This window comes from Domibacillus sp. F004 (assembly GCF_057814295.1).
The window spans coordinates 1-223 of sequence record NZ_JBVATB010000074.1; the positions used below are offsets into that span (position 1 = coordinate 1).

The window sequence follows — 223 nt, forward strand, 5'->3', positions numbered from 1 at the left end:
TTGATCCGGAGATTTCCGAATGGGGAAACCCACCATCCGTAATGGGATGGTACCCTTGCCTGAATACATAGGGCAGGAGGAGGCATACCCGGGGACCTGAAACATCTAAGTACCCGGAGGAAGAGAAAGCAAACGCGATTCCCTGAGTAGCGGCGAGCGAAACGGGACATAGCCCAAACCAGAAAGCTTGCTTTCTGGGGTTGTAGGACACTCTATACGGAGT

At 52.9% G+C, this 223-nt stretch carries 1 rRNA gene; it reads left to right on the forward strand.

Going from position 1 to position 223, the window contains the following annotated elements:
* Positions 1-223 (forward strand): 23S ribosomal RNA (locus tag ACZYRN_RS19465); the annotation flags it as partial.